Below are 15,731 nucleotides of genomic sequence, written 5' to 3'. Positions count from 1 at the left end.
AAAGCCTGTTTTTTGAAGAGGTGATGGCGGACAGTGAGTCCGCCCACCTAAGTTCCAGTGAAGTCTATAAATGACTATGTTACAGGTACTTAAGTTGCAAATGCGTCTTGTATGCTCCAAAGCCGTCCCCCATATTCCTGTCAATAATGGGGGACGCTATGGCGGACGGAAATCAGAAAATCCAACGCAAGGCACAAAGCAAGCGGGCTGAAAAAGCCTTGTCAGCCGCATTTGTCCGCACAGTCACCAAACCTGGAAAATACACGGACGGTCACGGCCTCTTTCTCAAGGTGGACGACACAGGCGCAAAGCGTTGGGTTCAGCGCATCGTCATTCGTGGCAAGCGCACCGAGATTGGTATGGGCAGCGCGTCATTAGTCAGCTTGGCCGAGGCGAGTGAGACTGCCTTACAGAACCGCAAGCTGGCGCGGGCGGGTGGAGACCCACTTCAAGCCAAACGCACCGCTCAGGCGCTTCTGACATTCGAGGAAGCGGCCCGCAAGGTTCACAAGATCCACGAACCGACATGGCGCAACAAGAAACACGCCGCTCAATTCATCTCTACTTTAGAAACCTACACCTTCCCGCGCATCGGGAAACTCAAGGTGTCCGAAGTCGCCACTGCTGATGTGCTGGCAGTCCTGCAACCCATCTGGCTCGAAAAGCCTGAAACCGCGCGACGCGTCCGCCAGCGCATCGGCACTGTGATGAAATGGGCCATCGCAAACGGATGGCGGACGGACAATCCGGCAGAGGCGATTTCGCAAGCCCTGCCAAAGCAGATCGACACGCAGCAACACCGCAAGGCCCTGCCCTATGACAAAGTGCCAGAGTTCCTTGAGACCTTGAAAGCCTCGGATGCGGGCGACTTTACCAAGCTGGCGCTGGAACTGGTCGTGTTGACCGCATCCCGCTCAAGTGAGGTGCGCAAAGCGGAGTGGTCAGAGTTCGACCTTGAACAAGGCATCTGGACGCGCCCCGCCGAACGCATGAAATCGAAGAAAGAGCATAGGGTTCCACTTTCGCCACGCGCGTTGGAAATCCTGATAGAAGCGCGCGAACTCTGCACGGGTGAAGGTCTGGTTTTTCCGGGGACTAAAATCGGAAAACCGTTGTCTGACATGACCTTGCTCAAACTGACCAAGGCGCTGGGCTATGATGTGGACGTCCACGGGTTCCGCACCTCGTTCAAGACATGGGCGCAAGAACGGACCAACACGCCGCGCGATGTATCAGAGGCCGCGTTGGCGCATGTTTTGAAGGACAAGGCTGAGGCGGCCTATGCACGGTCGGACTTTTTTGAGAAGCGACGGAAGCTCATGGAGCGTTGGGCATCATATATAAGCTCGAACCTTGGAAGCATGGCACGGATAGCTTGATGTTTGCACCTAGCGGTTGGATCAGCCTGTACGAGGTCTTTTATTTAATCAGCGCGGCTTTTCGGGAGAGAGGTCGCATTGGGCAATATAATTTCACAGGCGATGAAAATTTCGAGGTGACATGGCTCTTTATTCAAGAGACACCTGAGGTGGCAGTTTGCTTGCCAAACGGGACAGTACTTCCCGCATCGAGAACTTTGGTTTTACCCGAAGATCACTTCGACAATCTCAATGAACACATCGACCTAATGATAGGCACAGTGGGTTCGGCTCATTCACCAAGACACCAAGAAGTCTCTATTTCTAAAGAAGAATTACGCTTGAGGTATGGCCCGTTCTTGCACCTACCGATCATATTTCAGAAGAAAGACTTCGATGAATTTTTTGATGAGCTAGATAAAGCCCCAGAGCACTTTTTGGATAGTTCTCGACCGACTACAGAATATTCGGATAGCGTTAAAGACCTATCGCCAAGGAGACTAGCAGGTGAAATTGTGGCTCTGTTCGATAGTAACGCGTTAACAAAATTTGACGACGTAAAAAGGTCCTTAGCACCGACACATAGCGTACGCCAATTCCGGTTTGCTTGGAATTTGGCGCGCGAGTTAAGGCCAGCTATCTCAAGGCCGGGCCGCAAGCCAGCAGCCAACAAATCCTGACACTGTATCGAAACGAAAAGTAAATCTTGACTACTATTTCTGACTGACATTCTAAGCAAGTCTACGGTGGTGTGAACAATTCTAAGAGGAACGAAGATGGCAGAAAATCATCTCCGCCGCCACGCCGTCGAAGCGGTAACAGGTCTCAGTCGAAGCAGCATCTATGCAATGATGGACGCAGGGGATTTTCCACGCCCCGTTCGCATCGGAAAGCGCGCGGTCGCTTGGCCTCAAAGTGCAATCGAGGCGTGGCTGGCAAACCGTCCGACATCCAAGGGCGCAGAATAAACAACGCCCACGCAGTTTCGAAACTGGCGCGGGCGCTGGGTAGCTTGAACACCTTCCAGATACCGCGCTGAACTCCCAAAGTACAGGATTCAGTAAGATGAGAATTGAAGTAACGCTCTTGAGCGAACCACCCCGCACGTTTGAACTTGATGGCCGTATGGGCTGGGCAATGACCCAACTTTCGATGGCAGGTGTGCAAGGTGTCGCCACCATCGACCGCCCTGCACCGCGATGGTCTGCTTACGTTCACCGATTGCGCGAACGGGGCATCCAGATCGACACAGAGATGGAACCACACCACGGTCCCTATCCCGGCCAACATGCGCGTTATAGGCTCGCCTGTGACGTCCAGATCAAAGCTCTGGGCGCAGAGGTGGCACAATGACCTCAGCACGCCGTACAACCCGCCACGACACGCCCAGCGAATTTGAGCGTCACCTGATCTACAAACACAACTTGCCAAACCATTGGGCGCGGACACTTGGTGAATTGTTCGAAGGCAAACACTAGTGGCGCGCAAATCATACAAGCACCACAAGAAGGGAGTTGGGCATTTCGTCCAACTCCATGAGTGGTTCCAAAAGACAGAAGCATGGGCAACCCTGGCCCCCGGACCAAGGGCGCTCTACATCGAATTGAAGCGCCGCTACACCGGATCAAACAACGGGCGCATCACCCTGAGCCACCGGGAAGCATCCAAGTTGTTGAACGTACATCGCAACACAGTCGGCGCGTGGTTCAAAGTATTGGAAGCGCGGGGTTTTATCGCGATGACGCAAGCACCACATCTTGGCCCATCTGGTGTTGGCCAGACATCGCATTGGAGGCTGACAGAGTTGCCAACCGACGACATGAAAACCCCGTCCAAAGACTTCGCGTCATGGCGGCAAATCCAAAAGCCCCGCACAAAGTCTGTGCCAGCCCGTCACACTGACTGTGACACCAAGGGCAAACTTAGGGTGGTGAAGTGAAGAACCGTCACAAATACTGTGACGCCGAAGGCCGATTTCGCGGGATAGGCGTCACAAAAAACAGGACATTTATACATCTAGCCATAGGCAGATTGAAACGCACGGAGGGGGGTATGTCATTCCTTGAAGCGTTCCGGTGAAAACCTGTTGGTCCCCTGCGTTTGCAATATCTGCGCGGGAAAGGGGGGTATCCCCTTCGTCAAGCGACACAACGCACCAACCCGACCAATCGGAACGCGCGCACCTCCTCAATTCAGAAAATGCAGACAAACTGACACTCGAAGCACACCGATAAGGCTAAATTTCACTAATAATTTCGGAAAAATCGGAGGCTAAATCATGGGTGGATACGGCTCAGGACGACCCGGTCACAAGCAAAAGGCGGAGGATTGCCGTTCGCTGGACGTGAACCGCCTTCACCGGGAAGGATGTCTTGAACCCGGCAGAATGGGCAACTGGGTTTGGTCACGAAATGGCGAAGAAATCTCTCGCATTGGCTACCGTGCCGAGGAAGGGCGTTTTGTCTTAGATTACCGCGTTCGCCTCTATGGCGGCGAATGGGAGAGCATCGAACAACCGACCCGGCTCACCTACACGCCCTGCAACTACGGGAATAAGCGGCCCTATTTCATTTGCCCCGGCGTCGTGAACGGTCGCGCTTGCGGACGCCGCGTTGGGAAGCTATTTTCAGGCGGGCGCTACTTTCTCTGTCGTCATTGCTACAATGTCGCTTATAGCAGCCAGTCAGAACCGCGCTATGACCGCATGTTGCGCCGCGCAAACAAACTGCGCATCGCGCTGGGCGGAGAACCGGGAACAGCGCATTGGATAGCGCCGAAACCGAAGGGCATGTGGCAACGGACGTATCAGCGGAAACGTTGGGAGATTCAGTGGTGCGAGGATCAAGCGAACCAAGCTTTTCTCAGCAAATATCGCCACCTTCTCAGCGACGCCGAACTCAGGATGTATTTCGACACCTGACCGCATGGCAATCCACTCACGCTACAGTTGACGCCAGCAACAACCATGCGTCTATTGGGCGGGCGCGGAACTGCTAGGACCATCCATGACGCCCCAAGATTTCATCACCAAATGGCGCAACACCGAACTCAAGGAACGGTCCGCATCCCAGTCGCATTTCATTGACCTGTGCCGCCTTCTGGACATCGAAGACCCGACAACCGCAGACCCCAAGGGCGAGTGGTTCACCTTCGAAAAAGGAGCGTCCAAGACAAGTGGCGGCGAAGGCTGGGCGGACGTCTGGCGCAAGGATTGCTTTGCGTGGGAATACAAGGGCAAGCGCGCCAATCTGGACAAGGCGTTTGACCAGCTCTTGCAATACGCCATCGCGCTGGAGAACCCGCCGCTTCTGATCGTGTCGGACATGGATGTGATACGCATCCACACCAACTGGACCAACACGGTGCAGCAGGTGCACACCCTTACACTGGACGACCTCAAGGACGCCGCCAACCGTGACAAGCTACGCAACGCTTTTCTCAACCCCGACGTCTTCAAGCCCTCCAAGACCCGGCAACTTGTTACCGAACAGGCGGCACAGAACTTTGCCAACCTTGCCCAGCGTCTCCGGGAACGTGGCCACGACGCGCAACAGGTGGCGCATTTCGTCAACCGTCTGGTGTTCTGCATGTTTGCCGAGGATGTGGAGCTTTTGCCGAACAAGATGTTCGAGCGGATGATCAAGGCCGCGCGCCCTGACCCCGCCAGCTTTGCCATCCACGCCAAGGCGCTCTTTGCAGCTATGAAAGACGGCGGGCTTGTGGGCTTCGAAAAGGTGGACTGGTTCAACGGCGGCCTGTTCGACAATGACGACGTGCTGCCGCTGGAATGGGAAGACTTAGACGACCTCATTCGCGCGGCACATCTGGACTGGTCCGACATTGACCCGTCCATCCTTGGCACCTTGTTCGAACGCGGGTTGGACCCGGCCAAGCGCAGCCAGTTGGGCGCGCATTACACCGACCGCGACAAGATCATGCAGATCGTGAACCCGGTCATTGTCGAACCGCTCTTGGCCGAATGGGCCGAGGTGAAAGCCCAGATCGAAGACCTGATCGACAAAGCCCCCAAGGCGACGAAGGACAAGCTTCTCAGCACGTCGCAGAAGGCCGCCCGCACCCGCGCGCTGGACAAGGCCGAGGCGCTGCACCAAGCGTTTCTGGACCGGCTCAAGGCGTTCCGTGTGCTGGACCCGGCCTGTGGGTCTGGCAACTTCCTCTACATCGCGCTTCTGGAACTCAAGAACATCGAACATCGGGTGAACCTAGAGGCCGAGGCGCTGGGCCTGCCCCGAGGGTTCCCGCAAATCGGCCCCGAGGTTGTGCTGGGCATCGAACTCAGCGCCTATGCGGCGGAACTGGCCCGCGTGTCAGTCTGGATTGGCGAAATCCAATGGATGCGCCGCAACGGATTCGAGGCGGCGAAGAACCCGATCTTGCGGTCCCTTAAGACGATTGAGAACCGGGACGCGGTGTTGAACCCGGACGGGACGCGGGCGGACTGGCCGAAGGCGGATGTGGTTGTCGGGAACCCCCCGTTTTTGGGCGTCTACAAAATGGGAGAAGAACTAGGGGAAGATTACACAATTGCATTGCGCGATGCTTGGCCGGAAATGCCGGGAGCCGCAGACCTTGTTACCTATTGGTTCGCCAAAGCTTGGTCACAGATGCAATGCGGAGACCTAAGTCGTGCTGGACTTGTGGCAACGAACTCTATTCGCGGTGGTGCAAATAGGACTGTCCTAAAACCGATTGCCGAACATGGCGGAATTTTTGATGCATGGTCGGACGAAGCATGGACAGTAGAGGGCGCAGCAGTGCGTGTATCTATGATTTGCTTTGGAAGCAAACTGCCGTCTCACCCCAAGTTAAATGGCAAAGTTGTGGATAAAATTCTTTCTGATTTAACTGCAAACGCTGCCGGGTTTGATCTTACAAAATCATCTCGAATTTCAGAAAATAAAGGTGTTTGCATCCGGGGCATTGAAACCGGCGGTCCATTTGAATTTTCGCAGGCGGATTTCGAAGCACTTGCTACAAAGCCTCTGAATCCCAACGGGCTACCCAACACACGAGTTATCCGGAGAATTCTAAATGGGAACAATATTCTGAAGCGGCAACCAGAACGTTATGCGATAGACTTCTCTGACTTCCGCACGAAGGAAGAGGCCGCATTGTTCGAAGCGGTCTATTCATGGCTTGAACAAGCCTACGAAAGCTATGAGCGGAAATCGAAGCGCCGGATTGTAAGACGTCAGGACTGGTGGCTGCATCGAAGATCAGGAGCAGCGCTCAAAAATGCGGTAAGTAGACTTTCCCGATTTATTGTTACACCGCGTGTTGGAAAACACAGAATATTCGTATGGCTTGACTCAAATGCACTTGCAGATAGCGCCACGTTCATAGTGGCCCGCGACGATGAAACCACCTTCGGCATTCTGCATTCCAGTTTTCATGAACTCTGGTCACTGCGTATGGGCACTTTCCTTGGGGTGGGTAACGACCCCCGCTACACCCCCTCTACCACCTTCGAAACCTTTCCCTTCCCCGAAGGCCTCACCCCCAACATCCCCGCCGACGAGTATGCCGATGCCCCCCGCGCCATCAAAATCGCCGCCGCCGCCAAGCGCCTAAACGAGTTTCGGGAAAACTGGCTCAACCCCGCCGATCTGGTGGACCGCGTGCCAGAGGTCGTTTCCGGCTACCCCGACCGCATCCTTCCCAAGAACGACGCCGCCGCCAAGGAACTCAAGAAACGCACCCTGACGAACCTCTACAACGCCCGCCCCGCATGGCTCGACCACGCCCACAAGGCGTTAGACGAAGCGGTGGCCGAAGCCTACGGCTGGGGCGACGACTGGCGCGCGGGCGTGCTGACCGAAGACGAAATCCTGGCCCGCCTGTTCAAGCTCAACCAAGAGCGCGCAGCGAAGGAGAAAGCATGACCGCCTACACCCGCCCCAAACGCATCTCGCTCAAGAACCATCCGGTGTATTCGGAAAACTGGGTACAGGACATAATCGCTGACGACCCGTCCATCCTTGGGTTGGGTGACCTCGTGCTGCGCGACCGCGAACGCATCCAGAGCCGCGCTGGGCGCTTGGATTTGCTGCTGCAAGACCCCGAAACCTACAAACGCTATGAGGTCGAACTGCAACTAGGCGCAACAGATGAAACCCACATCATTCGGTCAATCGAATATTGGGACATCGAACGCAAACGCTATCCGCAATACGAACATTGCGCCGTGCTGGTGGCCGAGAACATCACCAGCCGTTTCCTGAACGTCGTATCCCTGTTCAACGGCGCGATACCCATCATCGCCATCCAGATGCAAGTCTTCGAGGTGGGCGACCATGTCACGTTGGTGTTCACCAAGGTGCTGGACGAATTGCAACGCGGCTTGGTGGACGAAGACGAAGACGCCATTAGTGCCCCCACAGACCGCGCTTATTGGGAAAAGGATAAAGGCACACCGAAGACGGTGGCGTTGATGGACCGGATGTTCGAATTGGTGAAGGAAGGCGACCCCGAGAGCGAGTTGAAATACAACAAGTTCTACGTTGGGCTGATCAAGGAAGGCCGTGCGAACAACTACGTCGCGTTCCGCCCGAAGAAAGCCTTTGTGCTGTTCGAACCCAAGCTGCCCCGCTCAGATGAAGTTGACGCGTTGCTCGAAGACGTTGGCATCGAAACGCTGGAATACGCCACCCGGTGGGGCAACTACCGTATCAGGGTGACCGATGCAGACTTCAAAGTGCATAAAGGGTTGTTCCAAGACTTGATTGAGAAAGCCCGCTCCTACCGTGAAGGGTGATTGAGCTTACACGGGGAAAGCTTTTGACTAGGCGGAGCCTGCGATGAAGACCAAACGGAAAAACACCGCCCGAGAGCGACGCCGCGACAAAAGGATAGTGGATGTGGGGCTTGGCAGGAAGGCGACCTCAGACGCCGTGCTCGAAGAATCTGCCGAAGACGCTATTGATTGGCTGGAATGAGGCGGCGCGCGTCGTATCTGGGAAGTTTTCAAGATTTTCGGAGCAGCTATCGCCGTATTAGCTGCAACCATTTTGATCTTTGTTGCCGGTAAGCAAGCTGATCAACTCAAAAGCAAATGGCGGTCAAATTGGGGGGCAGATACAGAAGAATATCACCTAGTGAATTGAAAAGTAATAATTATTTTCATGTTTATGGCGGACAGTGAGGGATTCGAACCCTCGAGACGGTTCCCCGCCTACACACTTTCCAGGCGTGCGCCTTCGACCACTCGGCCAACTGTCCGTGACGGGGTGTTTCGACTATCACGCCCGGATTTGCAAGGGGGTTTTTCCCGTTATCTACACCCCTGTTGCTACCCGTCCAGGTGCAGATAGACGCGGCGGTTCTGGCGGCCCTTCTTTTCGATCTTGCCCAGCCTTACAGGGCCGATTTCGCCGGTCCGGGCCACATGGGTGCCGCCGCAGGGTTGCAGATCGACCTGATCGGCGCCCTGCCCGATCCGCACCAGCCGCACCCGGCCGCTGCCGCGCGGGGGTGAGACCGACATGGTCTTGACCAGCGCCGGATTGGCATCCAGCTCCGCATCGGTGATCCAATCCTCGCTGACCGCCAGGTCGCGCTCGATCAGCGCCTGCAAGGCCTGTTCCAGCGCTGCCTTGTCCTCGGGGGCCTCTGGCATGTTGAAGTCGAGCCGCCCCTTGTCCGCCGCGATGGCGCCGCCCGACACCTCGAGCGGGATCACCACCGACAGAAGATGCAGCGCGGTATGAACCCGCATATGGGCATGGCGCCGCTCCCAGTCGAGTTCTTGTATCACCTCGGTGCCGATGGGTGGCGGGGTGGCGCCCTCGGCCGGGAGCACCGCAATGGCGCCCTCGCCCGCCTTGATCGTGGTGGCGACCGTCATCTCTCCACCGTCCCAGCGGAGCAGGCCGCTGTCGCCCGGTTGGCCACCGCCGGTCGCATAGAACAGCGAGCGGTCCAGGATAACGCCCCCCTCGTCGGTATGGCCGATCACCCGGGCCGGGGCCTGCCGCAGATAGGCATCCTGCAGAAAAAGCGGTTCAGTAGTCATCTGCGGCTCCACCATCCATATCGCCCTCTGTCAGCGTGGCGGCCTTGCTCGCCGCGGCGGGCGCGGCGGGGGGCGGGGTCTTGCCGCTCAGCGCCTCGGGGTTGCGCAGCCACACATCACGCTGGGCAAAGGGTATCTCGATCCCCTCTTCCGCGAAGCGGCGGTTGATCTCGTGGTTCATGTCGGATTTCACTGACAGCACCCAGTTCACATCTCGCAGGATGGCCCGGATCTCGAAATCGAGCGAATCCGCGCCGAAGCGCTGGAACACCACGTTGGGCGCAGGATTGGCCAGCACCATCGGATGCGCCTCGGCGATCTCGCGCAGGATCGCCTCGACCTTGCGGGTATCGGTGCCATAGGCCACGCCCACCGGCACGATCACCCGCCCCACGGTATTGCCACGAGTATAGTTGGTGACGCTGCCGCTGATCAGATCCGAGTTGGGGATGATCACATCGGTCCGGTCAAAGGTCTCGATCCGGGTCGAGCGCACCGAGATGTCGCGCACATAACCCATCTGCCCGTTGACATCGATCCAGTCGCCCTTGGAGATCGGCCGCTCGATCAGCAGGATGATGCCCGAGACGAAGTTGGACACGATGGTCTGCAGGCCGAAACCGATCCCGACCGACAGTGCACCGGCGACAATGGCCAGCGAGGACAGGTCGAACCCGGCCATGGTGATTGCCAGCAGCGCCGCCAGAAAGATGCCCAAATAGCCGGTGCCGGCCACGATGGCGTTCTGGCCGCCCGGGTCGATCCGCGTCTTGGGCAGCAGCGAATTGCGCAAGCCCCCCTGCAACAGCCGGGTTATGGTATAGCCGACGGCAAAGACCAGCGCGAAGGTCATGAAGTTCGAGGGCGAGATGGTGACCCCACCGATATCGAAGCCCATCATGATGCGCGCCCAGATCTCGGTCAGCTCTGCCTCGCGCGCGCCCCAATAAAGGGCCAGCAACGGCAGCGCCACCAGCGCCAGGGCAAAGCCGAGGATGACCGAGAACAGCGAATCGCGCGCGTCGTCCCCCTTGCGGGTCAGCCAGCCATAGACATTGGTCAGGAACCGCTGAAGGATCACCATCACCGCGATCAGCGCCAGTGTCTTTACCGCCGGATAGACCAGCGCCTCGGCCGCGTTGTTATAGCCGACCGCTGCCAGCAACGGCGAGGCGATGCCCAGCAGATAAAGCGCGCGCCTGAGGAAACCGACCATGCGGCTGAACCCGGCCCCGCTGCGGGTGGTCTCGCTTCCGTCCAGGGCGGCGTTTCGGGCCTGCCCCTGTACCCGCACCCGCTGCAGCCGCAGCAACAGCAGCGCGGTCATCACGATCACCGGGAAACCGGCGACGGCGCGGGTTGCCTCGGGGATGTTCTCGATCCGTTCGAACAGCACCACCATGTCATGCAGAACCAGCATCACCGCCAGCAGATCGACACATATACGTGCCACCCGCACCTGGGCCTCGCTCAGATGGCGGAACCCGGTGCTGGCGTTGAACAGATAGACCTGACGGCCGATCCAGTTGAAATAGAGGATCGCCGCCGCCCAATAGGGCACCTGCTCCAGCAGGATGGCGCCGCGCAGCCCGGTGATATCCATCATCTCAAGCGCCGAGACCAGGAACATGACCCCGATCCAGGGGATCAGGATCCTGAGCAGCGACACCACGAACGACCAGACCCCGGTGCCGACCCCGCCCAGCGAACGCAGGAAATCGCCCGCCCGCTCGGACCATTTGCGCCCGCGCGCCAGGAACACCAGCCCCACCACGCTGAGCAGCAGGATGCCGGGGCCATTGATCCTGAGCCGCTCGCGCACCACGTCCGAGCGGATGTTGAACGCGACCTCGTTGGCCAGCGCCCGCATCGCCTGTTCGATATCCTTCCAGGCGTCGGTCCAGTATTCGGGGTTGAGCGGCGAGGGTCCGCGCCGCAGCAGTTCCTTGGTGTCGCGGGCGCGCACGATCCGGTCGATCTCGTTGATCAGCCCGTTGGCCCGGCTATAGGCCTCTTCCGAAATGATGCGCGGTACCGTCAACCGGGCCAGCTGGTCGTTCAGATGGGTGCGCAGCCTGGAAATATCCTCGGCCTCGGCCTCGCCATCGCCCGGCTTTGGCCCCAGCGCGGAAATCTGCGCCTCAAGCGTCTTGATCCGATCCGAATTCTCGCCCCGGACGCGGTTGAAGGTGTCGCGATACCCCCTTATTTCAAAACGCAATTGTTCGAATGCTGCCTGCGAGGCGCGATTGGCTTTGATAACATCTTCGGCGCGCTCAGCGGTGCGCACCCAGCGTTCGTAATAGGCGCGGCTTTCGTCGCTAAGCTGGGCCGAAAGCGCGGTGGCCGCCAGCAGCAGCACCGCGCTCAGGACCACCCGCAACATGCGGCCCAGAGCCATGTCAGACGTCCTCGAACACACCCGGGATCGAGCTGGGCGCGCGGCTCATCCACTCGGGCACGGGCAAGTCCTTTTCGCGCAGGAAATCGGGATTGAACAGTTTCGACTGATAGCGGGTGCCGTAATCGCACAGCACGGTGACGATGGTATGGCCCGGCCCCATCTCGCGCGCCATGCGCACCGCGCCGGCGATGTTGATCGCGGTCGAGCCGCCCATCACCAGCCCCTCCTGCCGCAGCAGGTCAAAGATATAGGGCAGCGCCTCGGCATCGGGCACCTGATAGGCGAAATCGGGTTTGAACCCTTCGAGGTTCCGGGTGATGCGCACCTGGCCGATCCCCTCGGCGATCGAGCCGCCCTCCATCGCCAGTTCGCCGGTGGTGTAATAGCTGAACAGGGCCGCGCCCATCGGGTCGGCCAGACCGATCTTGACGCCCTTGGGCTGCAATGCCTCGGCCACGCCCGCCAGCGTTCCGCCCGAGCCGACCGCCGCGACGAACCCGTCGACCTTGCCACCGGTCTGCTCCCAGATCTCGGGGCCAGTGGTTTCCACATGGGCCTGCCGGTTGGCGGTATTGTCGAACTGATTGGCCCAGATCGCGCCATTGGGCTCGGTCTTGGCCAGTTCCCGCGCCAGACGCTCGGAATAGCGCACAAAGTTGTTGGGGTTGCGATAGGGCGCGGCGGGCACCTGCACCAGTTCGGCCCCCGCCAGGCGCAGCATGTCCTTCTTTTCCTCGGATTGGGTCTCGGGGATCACGATCACCGTCTTGAACCCCATCGAGGCGCCAACCAGCGCCAGGCCGATACCGGTATTGCCGGCGGTGCCCTCGACGATGGTGCCACCCGGCTGCAACTCGCCGCGCGCAATGGCGTCGCGGATGATGTACAGCGCGGCACGGTCCTTGACCGACTGGCCCGGGTTCATGAACTCGGCCTTGCCATAGATCTCGCATCCGGTCTCTTCGCTGACCCGGCGCAGCCGGATCAGCGGGGTATGTCCAACGGCCTCGGCCAGATCGCGTGCAATGCGCATGTCGCCCTCACAAACTTGTCCTGTTGCAACCGATGTAGCCCTGCACGCCCCCGACCTCAAGCAAGGAACCGCGCGTCGGCGCGATCAGCCGCGCAGACGATCGCGATGCCGCGCCAGCCAGTTCGCAACCGCAACCAGACCAAGATCCTTGATCTGCTGGGTGTCGATCAGCTCCATCAGCGCGTCAAAGGACAGGATGACGGTCCGGATATCCTCACCCTCGCTGGCCAGCCCTCCGCTGTCGGTCTCGGTGCGGATATCGGCCAGGGCCAGGAACAGATGGGAAAACTGCGTCGACGACCCGCAGGAAGAATAGGCCTTGCCCGCGGGTTCCAGCCGATAGGCAGTCAGATGGGCCTCTTCCAGCAGCTCGCGCTCGGCCGCCTGTTCCGGGGTTTCGCCCGGGTCGATCATGCCGGCCACCGCCTCCAGCATCCAGGGCGCGGGATCACCGATCATATAGACGGGTACGCGGAACTGTTCGACCAGCAGGACCTGATCGCGAACCGGATCATAGGGCAAGACGATCGTCACTTGCCCCGTCACCAAGGCGCCCCGGTTCAGACAATCGCTCATGGTGCCGTCATTGCGGCGAAAGCGAATATCGATCTCGTCGAGGCCGAAGTAGTTGACATAGGCCCGGCTGTAGCGTTCCACCACCACATCGCGGGACAGATCGCGGGCGGGGTCGGCCGGGCGAGCCGCTGCCGCCAGCCGGGCCGCAGCGCGCAGCCGGATCGCCGGAAAGCTGCGGCCGACTTGCTCCGGGGTCAGGCGTCCGTGGAAATCCATCACTTCGGCCGCCGCATGCAGGCTGAGCGGCGCCCATTCAGCGACCCAGTCCGCCAGATGCCAGGGCGCCTCGGGGCTCCAAAGCCCCTCTTGCGGGAAGAAGACCTGGGCCTTGGCGGAACCGCCCGTGGGCAGCGTCACCTCGACCGCTTGCAGGTCATAGGCGAACCCGCCCTCGTAGAAATTCAGCCGGTCAAGCTGCAGCGGGGTCAAACCACGCACCAGCAGCCCCTCGGCCCGGGCACCCGGGGCCGTCTGAATCATTGGAAATGGCTGGCCCTGAATACTGAAAACGGCGTGATCGGGCAGGCTGGCGGCGGTAATCTCTGGCCGGGGGTCGGTCGTGCCCAGAACAACCTCCAGCAGCGGCGCATGGCGCAGCGTGCCGTAGAAGAATAAATCAGTCACGAAAATCTCAATCCTTTGATGGAAACGCAATCAGCGCCACCGTCTCCAGGCAAAATCGGTGGCCAGCCCAGATATAACCGCCCCGATCACCAGCGTCACCAGAATATGGGAAACCAGCAGGGCGCTGCCGAATTCGACCGCTTCCTCGAAGATCGCCAGCAGCGCATCGAACGGGCCGTCATAGCGGTTGCGCATGGCAAGGCGGAACATCTCGTAGGTGCCATGCACGAACAGCCCCCAGAACACGAGCGCGCCAACCCCGGTCAGCCCGTTGTTGATGCCGCTGACGGCCCCACGCCCGGCACGCGGCCCCATGATGACCCAGCCGCAAAGAATGCCCAGCCCCGTGTTGACCCAGTTGAAATAGCCGAAATCGGTGCCTTCGGGCAGCTGCGGCTTGACCTGTTCGGATACGATAAACGCCAGCAGCGCAAGGCAAAAGGCGGCGACAAGACGGGCGGCTGTGGGCATGGGCGATGGTCTCAGCTGTGGTTCGGGCGGGCCACTGTCATCTGTGTCACATCGCAGGTACCGGTGTCAAAGGCCGCACCGCAGGAGGTCAGATAGAAATTCCACATCCGCCGGAACCGGTCGTCGAAACCCAGCTCGGCCACCTGGTCCCATTTGTCGTTGAAGGTCTCGTACCAGCGCCTGAGCGTCAGATCATAGCTCTTGCCGAATTCCCTGGATTGCACAAACTCCAGCCCCGCCCGCGCCACCTGCTCGCGCAGGATGCCCGGCGCCGGCAGCATGCCGCCGGGAAAGATGTATTTCTGGATGAAATCGACGCCGTTGCGATATATCTCCCAGCGGCGGTCCGCCACCGTGATGATTTGGAGCGTCGCCCGTTTGCCCGGTTTCAGACGTGCGCGCACGGTATCGAAATAGACCGGCCAGTATTTCTCCCCCACCGCTTCGAACATTTCGATCGAGGCGATGCCATCATAACTGCCGGTCTCGTCGCGATAGTCCTGAAGCTTGAAATGGACTTGATCGGAAAGCCCCGCTTTTTCAATACGCTCCCTGGCGAACTTGAACTGCTCCTGACTGATGGTCAACCCGGTGACCCGCATCCCGCGCTGACGTGCGGCGTATTCCGCAAAACCGCCCCAACCGCATCCGATTTCCAGGATGTGATCGCCCGGTTGCGCGCCCATCTCGTCCAGCAGGCTGGCATATTTCGCCTCTTGCGCCTTTTCCAGGCTTTCCTGCCCGGTCTCGAACAGAGCGCTGGAATAGGTCATCGTCTCGTCCAGCCAGAGCGCGTAGAAATCATTGCCCAGGTCGTAATGGTACGAGATGTTCTTCTTCGCCTGCTTGCGGTGATTGCGTTGCAGCCAGAACCGCAGCCGCTCATAGGCACGGGCCAGGAACTGGCCGGTGAACCCGTCATAAACCGTCTCCTCGCCCTGATGCACCAGATCCATGAAGGCGCGCAGGTCGGGTGTGCTCCAATCCTGCTCCAGATAGGCGTCCGAGAATCCCAGCTCGCCCTCGCGGATCAGCCGGGCAAACACGTCGGTATCGTGGATATCGACCCGGGCCACCGGCCCCGGCTCGGGTCCTTCCGAGCGAAACACCCGCCCGTCAGGCAAGGCGATGTCGAGCCGCCCGGCCTGCATCCTGGCAAGCATCTTCATCACCTGAGGAAAATATCTGGGCAGGCCCTCCTGCCCCTCTGTTGACGTCAGGATCATCCGCCCC

At 59.2% G+C, this 15,731-nt stretch carries 14 protein-coding genes and 1 tRNA gene; 8 read left to right on the top strand and 7 right to left on the bottom strand.

Annotation, left to right across the window (positions count from 1 at the left end; genetic code table 11):
• The first annotated feature begins 158 nt into the window (after positions 1-158).
• The 8 genes from SPO_RS09785 (at position 159) to SPO_RS23085 (ending at position 8,314) form a co-directional block, all read left to right on the top strand.
• Entirely contained in the window at positions 159-1,379 is a 1,221-nt protein-coding gene (locus SPO_RS09785; RefSeq protein WP_011047658.1) for a tyrosine-type recombinase/integrase, read from the top strand.
• Complete coding sequence (locus tag SPO_RS22875; RefSeq protein ID WP_144083991.1) at positions 1,379-2,038, top strand: hypothetical protein; 660 nt, start codon at positions 1,379-1,381, stop codon at positions 2,036-2,038. The genes SPO_RS09785 and SPO_RS22875 overlap by 1 nt, the downstream gene beginning before the upstream one ends.
• Positions 2,039-2,134: 96 nt before the next feature.
• On the top strand, positions 2,135-2,326 hold the full coding sequence (locus tag SPO_RS22515; RefSeq protein ID WP_011047657.1) for a helix-turn-helix transcriptional regulator: 192 nt from the start codon (positions 2,135-2,137) through the stop codon (positions 2,324-2,326).
• A 97-nt stretch (positions 2,327-2,423) separates the two neighbouring features.
• Complete coding sequence (locus SPO_RS22870) at positions 2,424-2,711, top strand: winged helix domain-containing protein (protein ID WP_144083990.1); 288 nt, start codon at positions 2,424-2,426, stop codon at positions 2,709-2,711.
• Between the two features lie 925 nt (positions 2,712-3,636).
• Positions 3,637-4,278 carry a hypothetical protein gene (locus tag SPO_RS09780; RefSeq protein ID WP_044028224.1) on the top strand — a complete coding sequence of 214 codons (642 nt, stop codon included), beginning with the start codon at positions 3,637-3,639 and terminating at the stop codon, positions 4,276-4,278.
• Positions 4,279-4,363: 85 nt separating this feature from the next.
• Complete coding sequence (locus SPO_RS09775; protein WP_011047656.1) at positions 4,364-7,261, top strand: class I SAM-dependent DNA methyltransferase; 2,898 nt, start codon at positions 4,364-4,366, stop codon at positions 7,259-7,261.
• Positions 7,258-8,133 carry a hypothetical protein gene (locus SPO_RS09770; protein WP_011047655.1) on the top strand — a complete coding sequence of 292 codons (876 nt, stop codon included), beginning with the start codon at positions 7,258-7,260 and terminating at the stop codon, positions 8,131-8,133. Before SPO_RS09775 ends, SPO_RS09770 begins: the two co-directional genes overlap by 4 nt.
• 43 nt (positions 8,134-8,176) lie before the next feature.
• Positions 8,177-8,314, top strand: a complete 138-nt coding sequence (locus SPO_RS23085) for a hypothetical protein (RefSeq protein ID WP_158454168.1) — start codon at positions 8,177-8,179, stop codon at positions 8,312-8,314.
• A gap of 193 nt (positions 8,315-8,507) precedes the next feature.
• Here the strand turns inward: SPO_RS23085 and SPO_RS09765 are convergent.
• From SPO_RS09765 to SPO_RS09735, 7 genes are all read right to left on the bottom strand, one after another.
• Positions 8,508-8,597, bottom strand: a tRNA-Ser gene (locus SPO_RS09765).
• 70 nt (positions 8,598-8,667) lie between these two features.
• Positions 8,668-9,390, bottom strand: a complete 723-nt coding sequence (locus SPO_RS09760; RefSeq protein WP_011047654.1) for an alanyl-tRNA editing protein — start codon at positions 9,388-9,390, stop codon at positions 8,668-8,670.
• A complete protein-coding gene (locus SPO_RS09755; protein ID WP_044028222.1) occupies positions 9,380-11,791 on the bottom strand; it encodes a DUF3772 domain-containing protein in 2,412 nt (803 codons plus the stop codon). The genes SPO_RS09760 and SPO_RS09755 overlap by 11 nt, the downstream gene beginning before the upstream one ends.
• Before the next feature lies 1 nt (position 11,792).
• Positions 11,793-12,827: a cysteine synthase A gene (locus SPO_RS09750; protein ID WP_011047652.1), complete on the bottom strand. Its 1,035-nt coding sequence runs from the start codon at positions 12,825-12,827 to the stop codon at positions 11,793-11,795.
• Positions 12,828-12,911: 84 nt separating this feature from the next.
• Entirely contained in the window at positions 12,912-14,027 is a 1,116-nt protein-coding gene (locus SPO_RS09745; RefSeq protein WP_030003210.1) for an NUDIX domain-containing protein, read from the bottom strand.
• A gap of 30 nt (positions 14,028-14,057) precedes the next feature.
• Complete coding sequence (locus tag SPO_RS09740) at positions 14,058-14,498, bottom strand: TrgA family protein (protein ID WP_011047650.1); 441 nt, start codon at positions 14,496-14,498, stop codon at positions 14,058-14,060.
• An 11-nt stretch (positions 14,499-14,509) separates the two neighbouring features.
• Positions 14,510-15,724 carry an SAM-dependent methyltransferase gene (locus tag SPO_RS09735; RefSeq protein ID WP_011047649.1) on the bottom strand — a complete coding sequence of 405 codons (1,215 nt, stop codon included), beginning with the start codon at positions 15,722-15,724 and terminating at the stop codon, positions 14,510-14,512.
• Positions 15,725-15,731 lie beyond the last annotated feature (7 nt).

The sequence above is a fragment of the Ruegeria pomeroyi DSS-3 genome, from assembly GCF_000011965.2.
GTDB classification, from domain to species: domain Bacteria; phylum Pseudomonadota; class Alphaproteobacteria; order Rhodobacterales; family Rhodobacteraceae; genus Ruegeria_B; species Ruegeria_B pomeroyi.
Note: the sequence above shows the minus strand (reverse complement) of the source record. Positions and strands in the feature narration are given on the sequence as shown.